Consider the following 1,877-nt stretch of genomic DNA (forward strand, 5'->3'; position numbering starts at 1 on the left):
ACCCAACCCTATGGTTGGAACAATGCGCGCATGGAACGTGGTTGTTGTTGCCGACAAGGTCGGGCAATTCACCATCCACGACCAGGGTGTCGAAAGCGGGGACCCATACGAGAACACCACCACGTACAGAGTCGTGCCGCCCGCAACCAGTGGCGCGGGCTAGTCGGTCCCGGACTCCTCGGTTGAGGTGACCCGCTGCCTGCATTGTGGCACCGCTTATCCGACAGGCACTTAGCGTCAGCGCGTGCGCGTTCATCCGCATCTATCGGTTGGCCGCCCAACAACTCGCTGAAGCCGACTCGGCTGGCGGGCGAATATGCAATGGTCCTTTGCCTGCGTTGTTGCCCTACAATGAAGGTGCCAAGCCCGAGCCGCCGAGCGGCTTAGCTCGAGGCCGTTGGGCGGCCGATTGACGAGATCCTCACATCGCCAATGGCGCTCTACCCCAAGCCCACTCCTCTGCAAATGGATCCCGTTGCGATCTGGCGACGCAACATCAGTACTTCCCCTGCCAGGCCGTTTCTCTCATGCCGCGTTCTCGCCACTTGGGTCGCAGTCAATCTCATCTTGGAGTGTCTTGTCCGTCCTGCGTGGCCCCCAGGAATCCAGGGAAGGAGTCGGGGCGGCGTCAGATCCGCTCGAGGAGCTCGGCCAATTCCTGTGGTGAGCTGACCACGGCATCAGCCCCGGCCGCCACCAGCCGCGCGGCGCTCTGGTGCCCCCAGGCGACGGCAATCGAGCGGACGCCGACCTCGCGGCAGGCATGCACGTCGCTGACGGCGTCGCCGATCAGGCAGGCTTCATCCGGCTGTCGCCCGAGCTGTGCAAGCGCCGCCGATATCTTCTCAGTCCGGGTCCCCGTGTGCTCGACCGCGATGAGAACATTGACGTATGCATTCATTCGGTGCTCCTCGAGGAACTGCAGGACGGCTCGGGCCGGGCTGCCAGTGACAACGCCGACCTGACCGCGCGCCGCGGCACTCCGGACGACCACATCCATCCCGGAGAACATCGGCGGCGGCTCGGCCCTGGCTTCGAAGCGGGCCATCGTTCGGCGGGCGAATTCCTGGGCCCGATCGGCGGGGATCCCGAGGCGTAGGCCGTAGTCCACAAAGGACATCGTCTCCAGAGCGTCGAGATCGGCCGCGGTTGGTTTCCGCGGGTAGCCCATTTCGGCGCACGTCTCGCCGGCAAAGCGCAGCATGTCTGTCAGGGTGTCCGCCAGGACGCCGTCGTAATCGAACAGGGTGGCCAGGAGGGAAGTCATGTCAGGATCTCGGCGACGGGCCATTGTTACCTGTCCCATTCCCATGCGCAATAGGCTACTCCAGATCGATTGCCACCGGTCGGATCCAACAGGCGGGGCAGGCGGCCGCCGCTTGTCATCGCGGGTGTCAGGTCCCGGAGCATTTCCGCGGACACGCGCTCATTCGCAAGCACCTAGGCACTCTTGCCCGGCCACCCTGATCGCCTTGGTGTGGTCTGGCGCTCTTTCCCGACGATTGCTCCTCTGCGCCGGTCTCCCTGCTACTTGCGTTGTTGTTCGCCTGCCGATAGACAGCGCCTCTTACAGCCAGAAGATCTCCCCTCTTCTCCCGAAGCGCGAGCAAGTGGTCTCTTCCCCTTCCCTCGCCGGCCCACTCGGCCGCCCAACAACTCGCTCAAGCCGACTCGGCTGGCGGGCGAGAACTCAATCGTCACTTGCCTGCCGAGTTGCCCTAGAATGGGGGGGCCAAGCCTGAGCCGCCGGGCAGCTGAGCTCGAGGCCGTTGGGCGGCCAGGACGCCGATTCCTGCATCGCCTCTGGCCAACTCTCATCAGCTACTCAAGTTGAGCCGGGCGCGTTTGAACAGCCCATCGGTTACACTCACTCGCGA

At 64.3% G+C, this 1,877-nt stretch carries 1 protein-coding gene; it reads right to left on the minus strand.

What is annotated here, in order from left to right; translation table 11 throughout:
• Positions 1 to 628: 628 nt before the first annotated feature.
• Entirely contained in the window at positions 629 to 1,267 is a 639-nt protein-coding gene (locus tag MUO23_08350) for an HAD hydrolase-like protein (GenBank protein MCJ7512966.1), read from the minus strand.
• Positions 1,268 to 1,877 lie beyond the last annotated feature (610 nt).

Source organism: Anaerolineales bacterium, assembly GCA_022866145.1.
GTDB lineage: Bacteria > Chloroflexota > Anaerolineae > Anaerolineales > E44-bin32 > PFL42.

Coding starts and splice junctions, on each gene's coding strand:
- MUO23_08350 (MCJ7512966.1), bottom strand. CDS start 1,267: ATGACTTCCCTCCTGGCCACCCTGTTCGATTACGACGGCGTCCTGGCG.